Annotated in this window: 15 protein-coding genes; 4 read left to right on the top strand and 11 right to left on the bottom strand. The window is 39.4% G+C overall.

The features are described 5' to 3' along the window. Positions 1-55: 55 nt before the first annotated feature. Positions 56-3,175: a SusC/RagA family TonB-linked outer membrane protein gene (locus tag B3139_RS14885; RefSeq protein ID WP_293884395.1), complete on the bottom strand. Its 3,120-nt coding sequence runs from the start codon at positions 3,173-3,175 to the stop codon at positions 56-58. 427 nt (positions 3,176-3,602) lie between these two features. Here B3139_RS14885 and B3139_RS14880 point away from each other — a divergent pair, with 427 nt between their 5' ends. Further along, the gene (locus tag B3139_RS14880) at positions 3,603-4,214 is read left to right on the top strand and encodes a zinc-ribbon domain-containing protein (protein WP_293884394.1); all 612 of its coding nucleotides are present in this window, start codon (positions 3,603-3,605) and stop codon (positions 4,212-4,214) included. Between the two features lie 761 nt (positions 4,215-4,975). Here B3139_RS14880 and B3139_RS14875 read toward each other — a convergent pair. The 7 genes from B3139_RS14875 to B3139_RS14845 form a co-directional block, all read right to left on the bottom strand. Further along, a complete protein-coding gene (locus B3139_RS14875) occupies positions 4,976-6,295 on the bottom strand; it encodes a serine hydrolase domain-containing protein (RefSeq protein WP_209576716.1) in 1,320 nt (439 codons plus the stop codon). Further along, a complete protein-coding gene (locus tag B3139_RS14870; RefSeq protein ID WP_293884393.1) occupies positions 6,292-6,849 on the bottom strand; it encodes a hypothetical protein in 558 nt (185 codons plus the stop codon). The genes B3139_RS14875 and B3139_RS14870 overlap by 4 nt, the downstream gene beginning before the upstream one ends. A gap of 49 nt (positions 6,850-6,898) precedes the next feature. Then, complete coding sequence (locus tag B3139_RS14865; protein ID WP_293884392.1) at positions 6,899-7,243, bottom strand: PadR family transcriptional regulator; 345 nt, start codon at positions 7,241-7,243, stop codon at positions 6,899-6,901. Positions 7,244-7,777: 534 nt separating this feature from the next. Next, positions 7,778-8,053: a hypothetical protein gene (locus tag B3139_RS14860; RefSeq protein WP_209576710.1), complete on the bottom strand. Its 276-nt coding sequence runs from the start codon at positions 8,051-8,053 to the stop codon at positions 7,778-7,780. A gap of 5 nt (positions 8,054-8,058) precedes the next feature. Further along, positions 8,059-8,772 carry a hypothetical protein gene (locus B3139_RS14855; RefSeq protein ID WP_293884391.1) on the bottom strand — a complete coding sequence of 238 codons (714 nt, stop codon included), beginning with the start codon at positions 8,770-8,772 and terminating at the stop codon, positions 8,059-8,061. Positions 8,773-8,947: 175 nt separating this feature from the next. After that, positions 8,948-11,185 carry a Tex family protein gene (locus B3139_RS14850; protein ID WP_293884390.1) on the bottom strand — a complete coding sequence of 746 codons (2,238 nt, stop codon included), beginning with the start codon at positions 11,183-11,185 and terminating at the stop codon, positions 8,948-8,950. Between the two features lie 85 nt (positions 11,186-11,270). Next, complete coding sequence (locus tag B3139_RS14845) at positions 11,271-11,792, bottom strand: Sec-independent protein translocase subunit TatA/TatB (RefSeq protein ID WP_209576704.1); 522 nt, start codon at positions 11,790-11,792, stop codon at positions 11,271-11,273. 240 nt (positions 11,793-12,032) lie between these two features. Here B3139_RS14845 and B3139_RS14840 point away from each other — a divergent pair, with 240 nt between their 5' ends. Next, complete coding sequence (locus tag B3139_RS14840; RefSeq protein ID WP_209576702.1) at positions 12,033-13,409, top strand: MATE family efflux transporter; 1,377 nt, start codon at positions 12,033-12,035, stop codon at positions 13,407-13,409. Positions 13,410-13,485: 76 nt separating this feature from the next. On the opposite strand, the gene B3139_RS14835 is transcribed toward B3139_RS14840, so the two are convergent. The 3 genes from B3139_RS14835 to B3139_RS14825 all read right to left on the bottom strand — a co-directional run bounded on the left by B3139_RS14835 (position 13,486) and on the right by B3139_RS14825 (position 19,216). Continuing rightward, positions 13,486-14,835 carry a dihydrolipoamide acetyltransferase family protein gene (locus B3139_RS14835; RefSeq protein ID WP_293884384.1) on the bottom strand — a complete coding sequence of 450 codons (1,350 nt, stop codon included), beginning with the start codon at positions 14,833-14,835 and terminating at the stop codon, positions 13,486-13,488. A 112-nt stretch (positions 14,836-14,947) separates the two neighbouring features. Next, a complete protein-coding gene (locus tag B3139_RS14830; protein ID WP_293884382.1) occupies positions 14,948-16,207 on the bottom strand; it encodes a competence/damage-inducible protein A in 1,260 nt (419 codons plus the stop codon). A 333-nt stretch (positions 16,208-16,540) separates the two neighbouring features. Further along, entirely contained in the window at positions 16,541-19,216 is a 2,676-nt protein-coding gene (locus tag B3139_RS14825) for a putative LPS assembly protein LptD (RefSeq protein WP_293884380.1), read from the bottom strand. A 156-nt stretch (positions 19,217-19,372) separates the two neighbouring features. On the opposite strand from B3139_RS14825, the gene B3139_RS14820 reads away from it, so the two are divergent. Continuing rightward, positions 19,373-20,173 carry an N-acetylmuramoyl-L-alanine amidase family protein gene (locus tag B3139_RS14820; protein WP_293884378.1) on the top strand — a complete coding sequence of 267 codons (801 nt, stop codon included), beginning with the start codon at positions 19,373-19,375 and terminating at the stop codon, positions 20,171-20,173. Positions 20,174-20,234: 61 nt separating this feature from the next. Further along, positions 20,235-21,182 (top strand): MlaD family protein, encoded by a 948-nt coding sequence (locus B3139_RS14815; RefSeq protein ID WP_209576696.1) that lies wholly within the window; start codon positions 20,235-20,237, stop codon positions 21,180-21,182. The last annotated feature ends 251 nt before the right edge of the window (positions 21,183-21,433 follow it).

Here is a 21,433-nt window from a genome sequence, read left to right as displayed (position 1 = left end):
CAATTGTTCGCTAGTAAGAAATCGAACTGCCTTAGGCAGCGATGATTTCAGTTGCTTAAAACTTAAGATTTAAATTGAAGCCAAAGCTTCTTGTGGTCGGTAACTGTAAACTTTCCAAACCTTGTGCATTGCCTGTATTAAAGGCTGTCTCTGGATCAATATTGGGTGCGTTCTTATGGATAATCCACAGGTTTCGAGCTACTAAAGAGAACGAAGCTCCCTGAAAGCCGATTTTGGAAATCCAATGATTTGGCAATTGGTAACCTAGTTTTACCTCGCGCAATTTAACATAAGAAGCATCGAATACATTTGCTTCATTGGTTCTATATAGCGTTTTATAATATTGTTGTGCCGATACAACTTTCGTATTTTCTGAACCGTCTGCATTTACGCCATCTACGATAATACCATCATCATAGGTTGTCCCGTTAACTGTATAGCTCAGTCCGCCATGTTCAGCATCTCTTCCAGGGAGAGTCGAGGCCAATACCCCAGTTCCTCTACCGGTCGCATTCGTACCTGAGTAGAGTTTGCCCCCATGCTTGATGTCTATCAAAAAGCTTAAATCAAAGTTTTTGTAACGGAATTGATTTGTAATACCGCCCAACCAATCTGGTGTAAATTTGCCAAAATAGTGATTCACTGGATCAGTGGCAGGTGTTCCGTCGGCGTTCACGATAAGTAGACCCGATTCATTCCGTAAGAAGCCAGTTCCATAAAGAGTTCCATAGGGTCTTCCGACTGCGGCCAAAACTTGCACGGTTCCTGATGATCCGATCGTATAACTTTGTAATAATCCGTCATTGTCTAATTCTACAACTTTACTTTTATTTGTTGCGAAGTTGACATTGATATCCCATTGGAAATCCTGTTTTTTCACCGGTGTAACCCCTAATTGAATTTCAAGCCCCTTATTGTTGATCTTTCCGGCGTTCATGAGTTTCTTCTTATAACCTGTCGATGGACTCACATCAACGGCTAAAATCTGGTTGATACTATTGATGTCGTATAAACTTAAGTCTAATCGCACTCTATTTTTTAGGAAAGCCAGTTCGGTACCTAGCTCAGTTGAGGTGGTTGTTTCGGGTTTTAGGTCTGGGTTTTTCTTAATGTCATTGACCGATAATTGTGGGTTGTCTCCGTATGGTGCACTAAATAGATAAGAATCAATTAAACTAAAAGGGTCTGTATCTTTACCTACTTTGGACCATCCCCCCCGTAATTTCCAGAAAGACAATATATCGCTTTGAATAGCGAATGCATCTGTCAGGACTATGCTAGCGTTTGCAGACGGATAGAAATACGAAAGATTGTCAACAGGCAAAGTAGAAGACCAGTCGTTTCGAGCTGTTAGATTCAAAAATGCATAATTTTTGTACCCTAATTGCGCCGATGAAAAAATACTGTAGGCCTTCAATGGGCTATATTCACCTGTTGAAATCAAGGCATCTCTGGAGTTTGCTAGCGTATAGACATCAGGTACAGCTAAACGCGGGGCTTTTTGGTTATTGCGTTGCCGCGATTGGCTACGTATATTACCTCCAGCTAATATATCCAGCGTAAAGTCTGTTGAAAGCGGTCTATTGTAGTTTAAAGTAAACTCCGTATTATTTTCATTTACTGTATAAGCATCTTCTTCATAGGAACCGTAGGGTGTACCATTGGTACCATAAGCAATCCGTATTTTTCTACGATCAGTATAATAATCGTTACCAGTACGGAAGTTGGCTGTCAAAAACTCGTTGATCTTGTAATTTAAACCAACATTTCCAAAAATTCGGTCGCGTTGTTGCTGTACCGTATTTTCCTCTGCGATGAAGTATGGATTGCTATAATAACTATTGTTCCAATTGACAAGGTTACCGTTTTCATCCCGATAATTTTTTAAACGGGAAACATCGACCTGTCTGCCAAACCAGGTAAATTGGAGCATATAGCCGTTCGAGCGAAAGCCCCCTACACCTGGTAAATTACCTGAGTTTGTACGTACATAATTTGCATTTGCTGTAAGTGTCAGATCTTCCGTGATTTTATAACGTGTGTTAATATTGAAGTTATTTTTTTCAATCGAAGAATTTGGGATAATTCCTGTTTGATTACTATTGTTATAAGAAAAACGATAATCAACTTTATCTGTGGCATCGGCAATAGATATTCCATTGTTTAATGTTCGTCCTGTTCCAAAAAAGCTGCGTACGTTATCTGGATGTGGCAAGAAAGGTACTGCTTCACCCTTTGAATAAAATTGTGGGATGAGTCTGCCATCCATTTTTGGCCCCCAGCTTTCATCAACACCATCATTGATACCGCCACCCTTTCCATCAACATAGCTGAACTTTCCATTGGCACCTTGTCCAAATACATTTTGATAATCGGGTAGAACGGCAAGACGTTCAATGGTATTATTTGAATTAATATTTATCCCCAATCCTTTGCGTTTTTTTCCAGTTTTTGTCGTAATCAAAATCACCCCAGCGGCGGCTCTTGAACCATACAACGCAGCTGCATTAGGCCCTTTTAGTACGCTTATGGATTCGATGTCTTCGCTGTTGATATCTGAAATTGCATTTGCATAGTCACGGTTACCACTCGTTCCCAGCTGGGAATTATCAACAGGTGTTCCATCAATCACAAATAAAGGTTGATTGTTTCCGGCAATGGAAGTTTCTCCACGGATAATAATTCTCGAAGAACCCATATTTCCTTGACTATTTGTTACCTGAACCCCAGCAACTTTTCCGGCTAAGGAGTTTACGAGATTACTTTCTTTAGCTTCGGAAAGATCTTTTCCCTTTAGTTCCTGAATAGAATATCCTAACGTCTTTTTTTCCTTGGATATATTTAAAGCCGTTACGACCACTTCGTCTAACAGGGCAGTTGAAGGCACAAGTTGAACTGTGGTAAAGCCTGTCGGATTAGTTTGAACCGTTTTACTTTCAAAGCCTATATATTGTATATTGATATTTAGCGAGCTGCCAGAAGAAGGTAACTCAAATAGACCATTTGTATCTGTCTGTACTTGTTTTTTACTGGTCGTTTCGGTGACAGTAGCCCCTTGAATAGGATTGTTGTTATTGTCAACTACTTTTCCTTTTATAGTGTTTTGTGCGTATAGTGCGCCAGAACTTAGACAAAGCGCGGCCATTACGACAAAATTTATGTTGTTTTTTGTCATACTAATTATAATAGTGAGTGTATTGTTTGAGATGGGTTATCGGAGATATTTGAATTTACTTGTAAAACATCCCCTTAGGACATTCGTTTTTCAAGGGTATACTGTATATGCTGTTTCATGTGTTAAAAAATGTTAATGCAAATATATAAAATCCACCTGATAACTATACTTTATTTTCAGCTTTTTTGTAATTTTTGAGTCAGAATGATTAAATATAGACGAGCTGATCTAGTATAGATAAAAAACGGAAGCTGCTTTTTTGCTTAAAGCTTTCATCTGGACTTTGCAATATGGCGCCTATTAGCATATTGATGGGTAGTTGCGAATCGTAAACGGCGGATTGCGAATTGTAAATCCTTGTATATTCTGTTCGGAATTGGGCAGGATTCTTGTATTCCGATTATACAGAATTAAAATGCTTCATACTATGATTATTTTTGGCACACGAACCAAGGTATTAACTAACAAATCGCAATCGGCAGTAGGCGACTGTGATTATTGTGGCACGGCTCAGTCTCTCTTTGCCTATAGACAGATTAAGTATTTTCATATTTTTTGGATACCCATATTTCCCTATTCTGCGCAGATTATTACGATTTGCAATCATTGCAAAAAGTTGAGCTACCAATCTGAAATTAAGCCACAGACACTTCAATCCCTGTCTTCAGGAACTATCCGTAAAACACCTATCGGTTATTTTACGGGTTTAATGCTGATTGGACTTTTAGTAGCTGCTATTGTTATAGCTGGGATTTCAGGTGCAAAAAAGAAAGAAAAATACCTGAAAGATCCAAAAGTAGGCGATGTGTATGAGGTTTCTTATCCAAAGGATGGTAAAACGATGCGTACACTCTATCGTATAGCCAATTTAACTACAGATTCAGTGACTTTTGATGTTAACGATTATGAAGCGGATAGCCGAAAGGGTCTGCGCAAATTGAAAGAGCAGTATGCTGATAGTTATGCTGAACAGCGAAAATTGTCACGTTCTGAACTTGAAGAAATGAAAAGAAGGATATCAAATATTGAAAGATTTTAACGAGCATTTTCTTGTTTCTTATTGCTACCTTCGTTGGTACTACTGGCGTATTGGTTTGCTATTTCTTTGCCCATCCTTTGCTGTTTTTCTGCCATTTCTTTACCGTTTCTTTGCCTATCCTTTGCTGGTTCTCTGCTATTTCGTTGTTGTTTCTTTGCCTACGGTTTGCTGTTTCTTTACCTATTATTTGGTCTTATAGTAATCAGATAGCAACGAAAGACCAAATAGATAGCAACGCTATAGCATAGCTGTTATCAAGGAAACCCAAAGGATATACAACAAGGTTTAAACCAGCGCTCAAATTACCTCTTTTGCAAAAGAGAAGGTATTGATTTAATCCCCAAGAATATATCTTGTAGACACGGTTTGCATCTTAAATGAGCTACTTCTTTGTTTTTATAATATTAAATTATGAATATAACCCAGCATAAAATATTGTTTCAGTGTAAGTGAATTCCCAAAATATGTTCTATTGTCTTGACTGTGCCCAATAATTTTGCGTATTCTGATTCAAGATATCGAAACCGGTCAATTTGATTTGGGAATTGTTTTAAATATGCACTATAGTTATTTTGAATTCCACCTATAACAATAATTTCTGTTTAGACAATTCGTGAAATATGAAACTTAAAAAGCAAGATTTAAATAAAATCCTGCTTTTTAGATTGTACAATTTGATGAATAGGGAAGATATGGATAGCAAATGGGGTTATATTCATTAATCAAGTCGTATAGCTACGCGCACTAGCAACAATTTCTCCTTATTTCTTCAAAACAAGTGTATGTCCATTTTGGTAGAGTGTCATTTTGTTTTCGTTGCGCTCGAAAACTATTTTTACACCAAATTGCGGTTGAATCAGTGTGTTTTTATCCTTTGCTTTCAGCTGAAACGACGGTTGACCAATGACCTGTCCGAACACTTTGTTTCCTTCTCGGGTAATATTTATCTGGATTGGAGGCTGTTCGCTTTTATATTCGCCAACAAGACTAGTAATTTCTTCGTCTGTCAATTGTACTTCCGTAAGATCCGGTAGTGGGAAGGACTTTTTATAAAGTTCACCTAAACTGAACTTTAGGATTTCATTATTATTATAATTGTTGGCATTACTAATGATAGCGACATTATAATTACCATCATCGAAATGCCCAGCTACAGAAGAATAGCCATCGATTCCGCCGGTATGTCCGAAACCCATATGCTCATAGAACGGCAACTGGAATAAGCCAAGTCCATAACCTTGATCTATTTTTTTCATGGCGTCGAGGCTCGCCGCATTGATTATTTTATGGCTGAATAAACCATTGAAAAATTTGTCTAGATCTGTTGGCGTTGACCAAACTGCCCCCGCACCGAGGGGAACAGAGTTGTGGGTGTGTGGTTCAAGGATCCATTCTTGCGTAAATCGATAGGATTCACTAACAGCACCGCTATTATTTTGTGGTCGCCCAAATGTGGTCTGTTCCAATTTCAATGGTCCACAGATATATGTTTTCAGGAGCGCAGCGTAATCTTTTTTCCATACTTTTTCTAGGATATATGTCAGTAAAATATAATTTGAATTACTGTATTCATGTTTGCTTCCAGGGGTAAATTCAGCACCACCCTTGATAATGCGTTCAACAAGTTCCTGTTCAGTTTGAGGTTGAGTGTTCCATGTTAGGTAATCTTTGTCGTTGGTGACGCTATGAACACCGCTACTATGATTTAACAATTGATGAATGGTGATCTTTTCTGCATTTGGAATGTCTTTAAAATAAGTCGATAATGTTTGGTTCAGTTTTAGCTTGCCAAGTTCCACTGTTTTTAGAACAAGGGTTGCTGTGAAAGTTTTTGAAATCGACCCTATACCATAGCGGGTATCTGGGCTCGCTTTCTTTTTCTGGGCGATGTCTGCATTTCCAATGGCCCTTTGGTAGAGCAATTCGTCTCCTTTACTTATCGCAATACTGCCCATCCAGACTTGGTTACTTTCTAATATTGACATCAGACTGTCCATCCGGATAGGACTAAATTGTTGGGCTTTTAAAATTGGGCTGGTTAGACTGCCTAATAGCAAGAGCAAAAGTGAGGTTCTTTTCATAATTTATGGTATATAGATTTTTTGATTTTTAAAATAAGCGTTGAAGAATAGTACAGCCCAATGATGATAAATAGAAGAACTGGAATAAAATAATTGCCCAATTGTTCATACCGTATGGCCTCTTCTTGCTGTAGAATAAGTTTTCCGAATATGAAAAACTTATTGGGCGCATAGAAAAAGCCTACTCCCTGTGGATCAACAAACTTGGCCACTACTAAAAATATAGCAATAAGCATCAGGGTATAGGTGGTGTAATAAACCAAATTGACTATCGCTCGTGCAAACATGATGGGGATCTGCAAGAGGGATGTCGGTTCAGTTGAAGGCGCTATTGCCTGACCTAAGGAGGCTGAAGAGATCATTTCTAAGATAAAGGTCGCAGGTAAACCTAGCTTCTCCAAAATATCTTCGAGCTGCATAGGCGTCGTATCCTGGATTAACTGTTGGGGAAATTGCTGTTGCAACGCCTCAAATATGTGACTATTAATTTCGCATAATATATCCTGACGTTGCTCCAATGCTAATTTTTTGACAAGAGCCGTGGCTGTTGACATGTAATTTTTATAAAGCTGAGCCGAGAATCTATTGGTAAAATGTATTTGGTTATAATGCATGAGTCAAGGTGGTTAAGTGTTGGTTTAAGCCTGCCCAGTAACTTCTCATTTCTAAGAAGGTACTTTGGCCTTCCTTTGTTATTTTGTAATATTTTCTTGGAATCCCAGTCTTCTGCGGAACCCACTGCGATTCGACCAACCCCTCGTTTTTTAAACGAATTAATAAAGGGTATAATGTTCCTTCAGCAATATCAATGGTGGTTTTCTTCTTGACCTCTTGGATAAGATCGTAACCATAGTATTCTTGCTCGTAAGCGAGGACACCGAGTATAACAAAAGAAAGGCTTCCTTTTTTTAGCTGTGAAATCCATTTGTCAATAAATTCTTTGTTCATGGAGGTAAATATAACAAAATACATAGTAATGCAATGTATTTATTTTAAAGTTTCATTACAGACCTCGATAAATGATTTGCCGTGCTATAAATAGAAGGTATGCTTAGCGTAGAAGTGTTATTAGAAAAAGAGGTGAAGTTGTACATAAAAGTCACACCAGAAGCGGAATAGAAAGTTATTTGATGCAAGCTAATTCTACAAAAAAAAACACTTGAAGTGGGGAACTTCAAGTGTTTAACCTAACCAATTATTAACCTAAATTTATGAAAAGTATACTTTCTCAAGTATAGTATGTGTTATTCAATTTCTGTGCCATTCTGTTTGTTCGCCTTATAATATTTTTCTTTGTGATAGGTTTGTTACGTAAAATTATCGATTTTTCCTTGCAAAGCTCTCTTAATTGGTAATATTTTGTTAGGATGTGGCGGACTTGAGTGCTATTGAGTTAAAAATATATTTTTTTTAATATTATTGTCGCAATGTCGTTGGGGAATGTATTAAAAAGTGAACAGACTCGTGGAAAATTGTCTATTATCATACATATCGTTTAAAGAGCTCTTTCCATTCTTCTTCCAGACTACCCTTGTAAACATCCTGTTTTGCGCGGCGGTACCAATATTCTGCATTCCATTGATCGCCTTCTTTTCGGTGTAAGTATGCATGAACATGTGCTGCGTCAATTCCGCCTAATTGATCAATCAGATCGTGGGCTGTTTTCCAATGTCCTTTTAGATCATACCAAAGTGATTTTTGTACTGCCGTCCAGTGCTGAACTGGGCTTTCAAGAGATTGAAATTGTTCTATTGTCATTTTTTTTATTCTGTTATTTCTTTACTCCAGATTTCATAAATAGCGTCTCCTTTCGAACTTTTTCCTTTATGGTGCCATGCTCCAGCCACAATTTCACCATCAAAGGCGAGCGCCTGCCCAACTCGATTATTGTCTCTCGAAAAGAATTGTAGTGTTTCAGTATACCGATTTCGAGCATATTGATACAATCCCCCGCCAGTACCATAAAAACCTTTTTGTGCAGGATTAATCGCTACCCATTGAAAATATCCATCAACTAATATTTTGATTGTTTTGCGATCTGCTTTTGGAATATTATTCATTTTTCCCTCCTGTTGACGCCCACTAATTCGCCAAAGTGCATCAAGATCCTGCGGAATCTTTTTCTGCTTCATATAGAGATGGTAATGATGGGCTGTTTTTAGATGGAGAGAATCTACTTCAGCCCGATACGGCAATTGCATGGTTTTACCGACAGTAGTCGAATCCTGTGAGTTATATTCGATAAGGATATTGATCAGATTCTGCTGTTTATCAAGTGTGCCACCCCAAGTATGGTGAAAACGTTTCCTCACATCATCGTAACTTATGAAGGAGATGTAATGGTCTTTAACGAGCATTAAATGCTTATTCATGCCATCCTGATACAGATAGGCTCCGTCATGAAGTTGCTGTTGTGCTTGGGCTTTAGAAAAACAGGTCCCAAAAAAAAGGAAGAATAATAGCGTGCAATTTTTCATAACGGGCTTATTGTTGTTTTCTTTAAAGATACAAATAAAGAGTCGCTAAGAGTCATTAAAATCAGATTTAACGGAACAAAAAAGCTGACCATGAATGGAACGCTTCCAAAAGTGTATATACTTTATGGGAGGTAGTCCAGCAAAGATCAGCTCTTTTAGGTGAAATTAAACGTATCTATTTGAACCTACTAGCTAAGGCAGCTAGCTTACTTGCCATATCCGTTTGTGGTTCGACCTGTATTTTGTTATCCTTTCTCCTGTTGTTTGGCTGAGTGGACTTTTCTTCGGTCTTCATAGATAAAGCAATGCGATTACGTTTTTCATCGACTTCCGTCACTGTAACCATCACATGTTGCTGTACTTTCACGATCTCTTGAGGATCTGATACGTAACGATTGGATAATTGACTTAAATGTACCAGACCGTCTTGGTGGACACCGATATCAACAAAAGCCCCAAAATTGGTAATGTTAGTGACGATTCCTGGAAGTTTCATACCGACCTTTAGATCCCCAATGCTGTTGACACCTTCAGTGAATGAGAATGCTTCGAATTTTTCGCGTGGATCTAGTCCCGGTTTCGCTAATTCACTTAGAATATCGTTTAATGTCGGTAGGCCTACCTCCTCTGAGATGTAGTTTTTTAAGGGAATAGATTTTCTGAGATCCGCATCTTTCAATAAGTCGTACACTTTTTTTCCTAAATCTTTGGCCATTTGCTCAACCAATGCATATCGCTCGGGGTGTACTGCCGACGAATCCAATGGATTTGCTGCATGCCGAATGCGAAGAAAGCCAGCTGCTTGTTCAAAAGCTTTATCGCCAAGACGAGGTACTTTTTTCAGTTCACGTCTTGAAGCAAAAGGGCCATTCTCGTTTCTATATTTAATGATCTGTTGTGCCAGGGATGGACCTAGACCAGAAACATAAGATAAAATTTGTTTGGATGCTGTATTCAGTTCAACTCCTACGGCATTTACACAGCTGATGACCGTGTCGTCGAGAGAGGTTTGTAGCTTGTTTTGATCTACATCGTGCTGGTATTGTCCGACACCAATGGATTTTGGATCAATCTTAACCAGTTCAGCAAGTGGGTCCATCAATCGTCTGCCAATGGATACTGCGCCGCGTACCGTAACATCTTGATCTGGAAATTCTTCCCGGGCAGTTTCGGAAGCAGAATAAATGGAAGCTCCGCTTTCATTGACCATCACAATAGTCACATTGTTTAATCCAAGCTTCCGTACAAATTCTTCAGTTTCGCGGCCAGCTGTTCCATTTCCAATCGCGATGGCTTGGATATCATATTTCGATACTAAATACTTAATGGTTTTTTGGGCTTCTGCCAGTCCATTGGCACCAGTATGTGGGAAGATAGCTGTATTTTCTTTAAGCTGGCCTTGTTCATCTAATACGACTGTTTTACAGCCGGTGCGAAACCCGGGGTCGATTGCAAGTAATCTCTTTTGTCCCAATGGAGCGGCTAAAAGCAATTGACGCACGTTATCTGCAAAAACTTTGATGGCTTCCTCATCTGCTTTCTGACGGGTTAATACACGTATTTCTGTTTCCATGGACGGTTTGAGGAGACGTTTATAACTGTCTATCAGGGCAAGTTTTACCTGAGCAGCTGCAGCGTTGCCACTCTTCACAAAGATAGATTCGATACGCGGTAGAATCTCCTCTTCATTGACAGCAATGTCCAAGTAGAGCAATTCTTCTTTTTCACCACGACGCATGGCCAGCACACGATGCGATGGAGCATCTTTTAAGGATTCAGACCAGTCGTAATAATCTTTATATTTTATTGCAGCTTCTTCTTTTCCAGGAACTACTTTTGAAACAAATGAGCCTTTTTCGAGAAAAATAGCTCTCGATTTAGCTCTTACAGTAGCGTCTTCTGCAATGATTTCCGCGATAATATCGCGAGCACCTGCCAACGCGTCCTCCGTATTTTTTACGCCATTTTCTGCATCCACTAAACTTTCGGCAAGTGCAAGGAAATCGCCAGATTCTTGTGCTAAAATAAGATCCGCTAAGGGTTGCAACCCTTTCTCACGAGCCACACTTGCGCGCGTTTTGCGCTTAGGTTTGTAAGGGAGGTAAATATCTTCCAAGCTGGCCATGGTTTCGGCACCTAATATTTGTTGTTCAAGTGCTGGGGTCAATTTCCCTTGATCGTTTATTGATTTCAGAACAGCTTCCTTGCGTTTATCTAAGTCCCGCAATTGCTGGAAACGATCTCTGATGGCGGTGATTTGAACTTCATCTAGACTTCCGGTCATTTCCTTACGGTAGCGCGAGATAAAGGGAACGGTGGCACCTTCGTCTAATAGTGCAATAGTCGTGCGAACTTGTTTTTCGCTAATAGAAAGCTCGTTAGCAATAATAATTTCGTGTGTTGATAAGCTCATTGATGGTTTAATCTTAAAAAGTAGAGCCGTTGAATGGTGATTCAACAGCTCTAAGTATATCTAATTATAAACTAAAATAGTAAAATTAGGCAGGTTTATGGGTATTGTCCTGCTCAGGAACTTTTTTATCTTCTACTTCGTTGTTTTTAGTTTCAGCAAAATGATCATTATATCCGTAAGTGATATGAGATGGTTCTTCTCCGTAATCCGGTTGCTTATGGGGATTGTGTTCGACGACACCGGCGGGAGTGGTGAACTCATATTTTTTCTTTGGCTGTTCTATTTCTGATCCCTGTGCAGTTTCATTTGGTTTAACCTCTTCTTGGTGCGCTGTCTGGACCTTTTCTTCCGCCAGGCGTACGTCATTAGGAACAGCTTCTTCTTTTACTTCTGGCTTAACGTCTATGTCTTTTTCGAAATTATTGATTTGATCTGAAATCTCACGTTTTATACCTTCTGACGCATCTTTAAATTCACGTATCCCTCTTCCTAAACCCCTCGCCAATTCAGGAAGCTTTTTGCCTCCAAAAAGTAACAAGATTGCAAACACAATTAAGATCATCTCCTGCGTGCCGATGTTTAGAAATGCTATTACTGGATTGTACATACTCTTTTTCCTCTTCTTTTGATTACTAACTAGATGCTAAGTTACATTTATATTTCTATAGTTCTTAGACCCAAAAGTAAATTTAAGATATTTTTAAGGTATTTGAAACATAAAAATTACTTAACACGCGGTACGTGTCTAGCGCCTGTAAATTGTTGTATTTTTGCTAAATATTTTATAATATGACGATAGGACAGAAATATCTTCGTACTTTTGTGGCTATTTTTTGAGAAATCGATTATGTTGGGAAAATTTAAAACTTTCAAGCCGTATTACAAAAGTACGATGGTATTGGCGGGGCCAGTCGTGATATCACAATTGGGACATACATTGGTCCATACCGCAGATAGTGTGATCGTAGGACATTTTGCAGGGACTATTCCACTGGCAGCAGTTTCATTAGTGCATGCTGTTTTCATGGTTGTTATGGTTATCGGATTGGGTATCGCGTATGGCATCACGCCATTGATTGCGCAAGAGAATGGTCGTGATAATAAGAAAGAGTGTGCCATCTTGTTATCTAATAGCTTTTGGTTAAATCTTCTATCGGGTCTTTTACTGTTTGCTTTAGTTTACTTTGGTTCTATGTTGGCTATCGATCACCTCGACCAAGATCCGGCGGTGGTAAAGGAAGCGAAGCCTTATTTGCTTATCCTTAGCTTATCGATGCTTCCACTGATGGTGTTCAGTACATTCAAGCAATTTGCCGAGGGATTAGGATTTACCAAGCAAGCCATGAATGTAACTATTTGGGGAAATGTACTGAATATTATTTTGGCAATCATCTTTGTCAAAGGGATGTTTGGCATCAGTCCAATGGGAGTCAAAGGGGTTGGATATAGTACATTGATTGACCGTGTGCTCATGATGACTGTCATGATGACCTATGTGTTACGATCGCAGAAATTCAAGGGGTATATCCAATATTTTAAAGTGACCCTGATCGATTGGGATCGACTGCTTAAAATATTGCGGATTGGAGCGCCAGTAGCAATGCAATATGTTTTTGAAATTGGGGCTTTTGCGGGGGCATCGCTCTTAGCCGGTACAATAAGTGCTACGGCGCAAGCTTCCCATCAGGTAGCCATACAACTGGCCGCCATGACGTATATGATGGCAAGCGGGATTGCTGCTGCTGCCACGATCAAGGTGGGGAATAGCTATGGGAATAGAAATCTTTTCCGTCTTGAACGGTTTGCGATTACTTCATACCAGTTGGTATTGATCTTTATGTTGATTACGGCTTCCTTGTTTGCATTGCTGAATAATTTTCTGCCTTATATTTTTACATCAGATCATGCCGTCGTCATTATTGCTTCTCAACTGTTGATCATAGCGGGACTTTTCCAATTGTTTGATGGCACACAAGTGGTCGGTCTTGGGGTATTACGGGGCATGGGGGATGTCAATATTCCCACCATTATTACATTTGTTGCGTATTGGATTATTGGTTTGCCAAGCGGCTATCTAATGGGAATAGTATTTAACTGGGGCATCCAGGGGATATGGTATGGACTGACATTAGGTTTGTTGACGTCTTCTCTTTTACTCTATCTGCGATTTCAACGGGTAATCAAGAAGAAGAAAATGCAGTTTGAACAAAGTTTGTTGAAATAGAAAAGTATATACTCATCAAAAAAAGGCTCTGTCAGTAACAACTGACAGAGCCTTTTCTATTGATCGATTTTGGATGTTAGATTACCCTATTCGTATCCCAATTTTCCAAATAATCTGCAACGCGTTTTAAGAATGTACCTCCAAGTGCTCCATCAATTGCGCGATGGTCATAGGAGAGGGATAGATACATCATATGTCTAATGCCAATCATATCGCCATATTCCGTTTCTATGACTGCTGGTTTTTTTGTTATTGAACCTACTGCCAAGATTGCAGCTTGCGGCTGATTAATGATGGGCGTACCCATTATATTACCGAAAGCGCCGATATTGGTGAATGTAAATGTTCCATCTTGTGTGTCGTCTGGTTTTAACTTATTTGCTCTCGACCGTTGTGCAAGGTCGTTTACACTTTTACTCAATCCGACTAAGCTCAATTGATCCGCATTTTTGATTACTGGTACGATAAGATTTCCATTAGGCAATGCGGCGGCCATACCGATATTGATGTTTTTCTTCTTAATGATATTGTAGCCATCGATCGAGATATTGACCAATGGGAAATCTTTAAGTGCCTTGCTGATAGCCTCAATGAATAAAGGGGTAAACGTAATATTTTCTCCCTCGCGCTTTTTATAGGCATCTTTAACTTTATTGCGCCACAAAACCAAATTCGTTACATCTGCTTCAACAAATGAACATACATGGGGGGAGATCTGCGTGCTTTTGACCATATGGTCTGCAATCATTCTTCGCATGCGATCCATTTCAATGATTTCATCATTGCCATTTGCAACGGTATGAACATGGGATGGAGCTGTTACGATTATTTTGGGCGATTCCGCACGTGTTTCAGCCTGATCGGTCTGAAGAGATTTTTCAGATTTGGATGACGAATCCCTATGCGCTACATACGTTAAAATATCCTCCTTCGTCACTCTTCCTTCTGCTCCAGTACCCTGTATACGGTCAAGTTCATCTTGAGACAATCCTTCGTGACGAGCAATATTCTTTACTAAAGGTGAATAGAAACGAAGCGTGCTCTCGTACTGAGCAGAAGAAGTGTCAACACCGACATTGGGCAATTGTTCGACACCTGGTATGTTCAAATCTAAACGCTCTTCGGAGCTTGTCGTTGAAGGAATTGTAATTTCTTGCTGAGGAGGCGTAAGTTCTTCCTCTTCGCCTTCAATTTCTATAATTGCAACGACTTCACCCACTTGGACGGTCTGGTCTACGGTATAACGTTGCTCTTTTAGAACGCCTTTTACGGGAGAAGGTACCTCTGAATCAACTTTGTCAGTTGCGATTTCCAATAAAGTGTCATCTTCATCAATCCGGTCACCAGGTTGTTTTAACCATTTTGTGATTGTTGCCTCGGATACACTTTCTCCCATTTTTGGGAGTAAGAGTTTATATAAAGCCATATTTTTTAGCAATCTCGTTATAGAAAAACGAAGTTAATTAAATTGTGGTTTACTTTCAACAATTTAAAATATTATTCCTTAAATAGCGGTTTTTTTAAAACATTATTTTATCCTATTGTGCTTCTTGTTCTTTTTCTTTTAATAACAATTGCCATAATAATAAAAGGGCATTCATTCGTGTACGTTCGATGTTGATGAGCCTGTCATTGTCAAATTGAAACTTTTTGGTTATAATTTTTTTTTTTCCGGCGACAGCCACCCAGATCGTTCCAACAGGTTTTTCAGCCGTGCCCCCACCTGGACCGGCTATTCCAGTCGTTGCGATGGCATAGTCCGAAGAGAACGCTGCTTTTGAGCCCGAGGCCATTTCGACTGCGGTCTGTTCACTTACGGCACCATATTGAGCCAATGTTTCTTCATTGACGTTGAGCAGTTGGTGTTTTAATCTGTTGGAATAGGGAATCGTGCCGCCAAGAAATACAGCACTACTTCCCGCTACTGAAGTGATCGAAGCGGCGAGGCTACCACCAGTACAACTTTCAGCCGTAGTCAGGGTACTGCCCCGATGAGTAAGCTCTTTAATCAGATGGGACTCTATGCCCGTATCATAATCTGCTACGATATACTGCTGTAGACGATGGATAAGTTTCTTTTTGAAAAGAGCAACCTGAAGCATAATATCAGACTTGTTTCTACTTTTTCCGGATAGTCTTAACCGGATAAATGCCAATGTCGGTAGATAGGCCAATTTTATGCTAGGTGGCAGTTCGCTTTCGATATCTTTTATTTCTTCTGCTAAATAGGATTCACCGATACCTCCCACCAAGATCGTTTCATGACAGATAAATAGGTCTGGATCTTGTGTTGCTAATAAAGGGAGTACGTGTTTTTCCATCAGAAATTTCATCTCAAAGGGAACGCCGGGCATAAATATAAACCGCTTTTCGCCTTGGTTTACCAGCATGCCGGGCGCAGTACCATAGTCATTAAATAAGACTTCACAATTTGCGAGTACATCGGCCTGCTGCAGATTGATGTCAAGCATTTTTAACTTACGCGATTCAAAGATGTTCGTCACATGACGAAGTACATTTTCGTCGCGAACCAAGGTCGTTTCAAAATATTTTGCAGCTGTTTTTTTCGTAACGTCATCTTTGGTTGGACCTAGACCTCCGGTGATTAAAATCAAATCTGCCCGGGAAGAGGCTTCTTTCAGCGTTTTTGAAATAGCTTCTTCTGTATCAGGGATCGATGTCATTTGAACGATATCCACTTCGAATCGGAGCAGTTGTTTGGCAATCCAGCCCGAATTGGTATCAATGATCTGACCGATGAGAATCTCATCGCCTATGGTAATAATCTCTGCTTTCATCTTGTTATAATTATGTAACACGTCGCCATAATGGATCATATACATATGGGTATAATGTTTGATCTTCCTAATCTTTCAGCGTTCAGTTTTCTTCCGCCAAGGCTTAAAAATAAAAAATCAACATCGGACGATTCAGGATATAAACTTACATAAAATTGTGATTCGGTGGGACGATTAATATGCATTTGATATGGGGAGTCGTATGCTATCGCAAAGGTAAAAGGCAGGGAGTAAAATACGACCTTTATGATATCGAAATCGTCATAGCTAAGAAAGCGAGAAAGTTTTTTCTGGCGAATAGGATTAGATATTTTCAAAAAAAAAGCAGCTATTTTAAAAATAACTGCCTCCTGAACTTGCTCTTTTTGTGAGCTTAAGATCTTGTAAGATGGAGGCCTTAGCCCGTATCGTCACATTATAACTTCGGTATCGCCCAAATGGCATCCAGCCGAACGACATATCCCAGCAATGCAGATCTCGATAGATATTGAAAGAGGTCATGACCACTTCCTTTTGTTTAAAATCGTATCCCGATTGAAAAGTAACTTTCCATTTTGGCGTAACGCTGAAGTCACCATGTAAGTTTAAGGTACTTGTAAATTGGCTCTCCATTCTCCGCGTGCTCGAGTTGAATGATTTGGACGTATTGAAACTGAACGATGCCGCAAGGTTCCAAGGAATATTAAAATCTACGAATGCATTTGGATCTGAGCTGATTCGAGCTAAGGCCTGTGCCTGTTCGGGAGTCATACCTGCGCCGGACATTTCTTTTCTTAACGAATCGATGTTATTATTACGTGATTTTGCAGCTTTGGGATTCAGGCTATAGTCAAAGGAAAGACCGAAATTTGTCAGACGCGCCAGGCTACCATCCTTTATGGCATATCGATTGACGCGAACACCATTTTCATTCACTGAATAGGGGTCAAAAGTACCGTTGAAGTTGACATTCATCTTTTGGTCGAAAAAAGCGGTACGGCCAGAGAAGGTGATAGGGGACAATTTAAGCGAATCGGCAACGAAGTTGTAATTTCCACTGAAGGTTAGACCCTGGAGAATAGGGATTTTCTTAAACCCTCCATCTGTGGTATCCGATTTACTTTTGACTTTAGCTTCGATGTTATTGTCGATGGAAAAACCTATACCTGCTGATTTCCCTGCGGAAGGGGAGCCATACACACCCTGACTAAAAATGGAGTATACATTTCTATTTCCATATTGGTCGTTATACTGCTGATAGAATCCATATTTTGGATCGGAAAAGTCGGGCCTATAGTTCAGGTTGATCGACGGTGTAACCACGTGTCGGATGGCCTGAATTTTACCGATCTTAGGATACATACCATAGATCTTGGTCGAAAGTCCGGTGGATACGGAGTAATCGTAAGCACGATTGAATCCCTGTACGGTGTCAATACGTTGTGTATAACCGGCAGCTGTATTATCAAAGCGTTGTCTGGTGCTTTGCAAATACCAGCGCTCTGTATAATTGACACTGGTGTTAAACTGAAAATATTTAAACGCGTTTAGCGACAAACTGATCGGGATGTTGTGCTGGAAACCATTTTGGAATTTTTTGAAGCCCCCTGGTTTAAATAACAATGTATCAATAGTACTGACCGAGTTCTGTGCCTGGAAACTATAACCTACATTGATACGCTGATACCATTTTTGTTCACCGACACGGTCCTTGCTGTCAAATGGATTGAAAGAAGAGACGTTTAAGCTGATGTTCGGTAAACTCATTTGTATACTACGTGTAGCCATATCCTGATTATGGGTTAAGCTGGCTGTCAGGTTTACCTTACCGTCTGCAAATACTTTCCCGTAACTGATGGACGATCCCATTCGGTTACGCGCAAGATTTTCATAGGTATTTAGTGTACTTCCAGTTCCTGTATTTTGAAAGAAAGAACTGGTACCAAAGTTTACACTGGCGGAGAAAGACGTTCCGGGATTGGCTTCTTGGCGCTGGGTGTGGTTCCAGGTGACGTTAAAATCTTTATTGGAACCATAATCTCGGGTTCCTTCGGTGCCTGTTTTGGTATTGGCATAACGGATATTAAAACCACCATTAAATTTATAATTGACGGTATAGCGTGTATTGATGGAGGCTTCCCACGAACCTTTTGAGTACAATGAACCTCGAATTTCACTATCCCAATAATCATTGAAGGCCAAATACCAGCCTAAATCCCGCATGGAAAACCCTCTAGTGTAATCTTCTCCAAAAGAAGGAAAGAGAAAGCCAGAAGCTCTTTTATCCGGTTTTGGAAAGAATGCGAAGGGAAATGCCACTGGCATTGGTACGCCCATAACCACTAGATAAGCTGGTCCTGAAATAATTTGGTTTTTAGTGACAATACCCTTGGTAATATGGATACCAAAATGGGTATGTGGGTAGGGCAGATTACAAGTACTGTAAAGCCCCTTATAGATAGACATTTCGTCGTAAATGTTCTTTCTAACAATATTGGCCTGGATATATCCACCATCCACCTCGGTCATAATACCATAGGTATTTCCTTCCTGTTTCTCGTAATCATAATAGAGTGAATCCACAGTTTTAGGTGATTCGCCATTTCCCATAATCACGATAGGACGTCCTACATATTTGCCGGTTTTGTCATAAATTCCGGAAGCAAAAATCTTTTTCTTGTTTCGGTCAAGACGGATATAATCAGCAGAGAGTTCAAAATCCTGATATTTAACCTTTGCACCCCGATAAAGGTGACTGATGTTTTTTGCAACTTCAGATTTTTGCGAATCCACAGCAATAATGCTGACTTCTGCCTGTAGGCCACTTCCTTTTTTCTTGGTGGTATCCCGGACAGATTTTGTCGTATCGCCCGCTTTAGTCTTACTGGTATCTTGCAACTTATTGGTCGCCGAAATAGGATTCTTACCTTGAAGTCCGTTCTGTTTTAATGGAATACTACTTTGAGCATGACTAGCAGTGCTCACCGCAAGAATGATAAATAGTGTTAAAATGTTGATTAACGACTTCAAAATTAAAGACAAATGTTATTTTTGTGAAATAATGTTAAACTTCGAGAGACAAAATTAGTCAAAAAAGCAATAGAAAATATGTTAAATATCGTTATCTATTCAACAAATAATATTGACTCATTTTGATTCGTTTATAGTAGAGCAAATAATTATTCAATGAAATCAGATTTAAGAATTAGAAAATGGTGTAGCGTCATGTTAGCTACTTTGGGATTTTTTTTATTGAATTCTTTCAAATTAAACAATGGGCAGCCCGAGCCTCCGGACTACCAAATAAGGACAATCGTAATTGATGCTGGCCATGGTGGTAAGGATACTGGCGCACAAGGAAGACGATCTTTGGAAAAAAATGTCGCTTTAGATGTCGCTTTAAAATTAGGAAAGCAGATTCAGAAAGATATTCCAGGTATTAAGATCATCTACACGAGAACGACCGATGAATTTGTGGAGCTTTATAAACGTATACGTTTAGCGAATGCTAATAAAGCAGATTTATTTATATCAATTCACTGTAATTCCAGTGGTTCGAGTGCACATGGTACCGAAACATTGGTTTCTGGTTCGCATCGTTTAGGCCAACAGGATGCTGCTGTTCGTGAAAATGCATCCTTATTATTGGAATCCAATTATAAAGAGAACTATCAGGGATTTGATCCTAAAGATCCCGAAAGTGCGATCATCTTCTCGTTGATGAAAAATCGATTTCGTGAAAAAAGTATACGTCTTGCGCAAATGATAGAGGGCGAGTACGTGAAAGCTGGCCGATACAGTAGAGGTTTCTGGGAGAAAGGGTTAGCTGTACTTGCGGAAGCGGGTATGCCAGCGGTATTGACCGAGATTGGATTTATTAGTAATAGAGAAGAGGAGAGCTACTTATTGTCTGATGCGGGACAACAAGAGATTGTTGATAATCTGGTTTCTGCTATAAAAATCTATAAAAATTCCGTAGAACGCTAAACAGATTTGCTTTTGTGCTGTTTTAAACTTAAATTAATGATCATTACTAAATAGATTATTTGTGAAAATATCAAACGAGACAAAGGTCGGCATATTAGCAACGGTTGCAATAGTTTTATTATTTATTGGTTATAGCTTTCTAAAAGGGAATGATGTTTTTAGTAGCGATAACACCTATTACACGACCTACGAGACTGTTGATGGATTAACTCCATCCAAGCCTGTTTTAGTGAATGGGTATCAAATCGGACGTGTATCGAAGATGATTCTTCAACCTGATGGCAAAATTAAAACTGAGTTTAAAATTCACGCTGATTACGCCGTGCCGAAAAACACAATTGCTAGAATTTCAAGTACAGATTTGTTGGGGAGTAAAGCGATTGTCTTTGAAATGGGCAACAGTAAGGAATTGGCAAAGGACGGCGATTTTTTAGCTTCGGGTGTCCAACCGAATATTATGGATAAGGTTGAGCCTATTCAAAAGAGGATCGAAACCATTACCATTAAACTGGATTCAACACTGTCCGTTGTGAATAATGTTTTAGATAAGCAGTTTCAGGACGACTTTAAAAACAGTATTCATAGTATATCTACCTCATTGAAAAATGTGGAAGGAATCACAAAAGATGTAGAAGGCCTAGTTGGAAACGAAAAGGGAAGACTCAATCGCATCATGGCCAACATGGAGTCAATTACATCCAACTTTTCACAAAATGGAGAGAAGATCAATTCGATTATGTCCAATTTAAATAATATAACGGACAAAGCGGCCAGATTGGATTTTGAACACACCATGAACAAAGTAAATACCGCCGTTAATGATTTTCAGGAGATTACCGGGAAGATTAACAGCGGTAAGGGCTCTATCGGATTATTGCTTAATGATGAAGCTTTATATAATAATCTGAATAACGCTTCAAAAGAAATGGATTATTTGATGAAGGATGTTAAAGAGAATCCTGGAAAATATATCAAGCTTTCTATTTTTGGAAAAAAGGGAGAAAAGTAGTGTTTAGAAAATACAATAGTCTTATAGAAAAAGCCTGCATATTGCAGGCTTTTCTGTTTTCAGGAGGTTTACTTTTGGTATGGTAATCCGTCGGCCGACTCAATGTCCTAAATTTGCTCCCTTGCATTGTGTGCTTGCTGATCCATGCTTTCTTGTTAACAAGCTTTCACCACGTTCTCCATTAAGACCGTTTTAACTCCATTTTTACAGAGGGTTAACACTGGATTAATAGGGTTAAACCCCTGTAGACC

This window comes from Sphingobacterium sp. UBA1498 (genome assembly GCF_002325125.1).
Classification (GTDB): domain Bacteria; phylum Bacteroidota; class Bacteroidia; order Sphingobacteriales; family Sphingobacteriaceae; genus Sphingobacterium.
The sequence above is the reverse complement of the archived record's forward strand: the minus strand, read 5'-3'. Positions and strand labels throughout refer to the sequence as shown.